This is a genomic window from Hahella sp. CCB-MM4, from assembly GCF_002260525.1.
Taxonomy (GTDB): domain Bacteria; phylum Pseudomonadota; class Gammaproteobacteria; order Pseudomonadales; family Oleiphilaceae; genus Hahella.
This window is the reverse complement of sequence record NZ_MRYI01000099.1, coordinates 1-418: the sequence shown is the minus strand read 5'-3', so window position 1 is coordinate 418 and position 418 is coordinate 1. Positions and strand designations below refer to the sequence as shown.

1 protein-coding gene is annotated in these 418 nt (G+C 64.8%); it reads right to left on the bottom strand.

The features are described from left to right. Positions 1-53: 53 nt before the first annotated feature. Positions 54-418, bottom strand: a 365-nt coding sequence (locus BTA51_RS29080; protein ID WP_141215724.1) for an aldehyde dehydrogenase family protein, incomplete at its 5' end; no start/stop codon positions are given.

Here is a 418-nt window from a genome sequence, read left to right as displayed (position 1 = left end):
AAATTACCCGGTGCGACGGTTTCCCGCACCGGGCGTTATCGTTGGGCTGATGGTCAGAGCGGGTAGTGCATCGGGCCGTTCTGGATGGTGATCCAGCGCAGTTCGGTGAATTCCGCGATGCCCCAATTGCCGCCGAAGCGCCCGTAGCCCGAGGCCTTCACGCCGCCGAAGGGCATCTGCGCCTCATCATGCACAGTCGGGCCGTTGATGTGGCAGATGCCGCTCTCGATCCGCTGCGCCACGGCCATCGCCGCGTTGATAGCGCGCGAGAAAACCGCGCTGGAGAGGCCGAACTCGCTTTCATTGGCGATACGCACGGCCTCGTCCACCGACATCGCCCGCATGATCGCGGCAACCGGGCCGAAGCTTTCCTCGGTATAGAGCCGCATGTCGGGGGTCACGCCATCCAGGGCTGCCG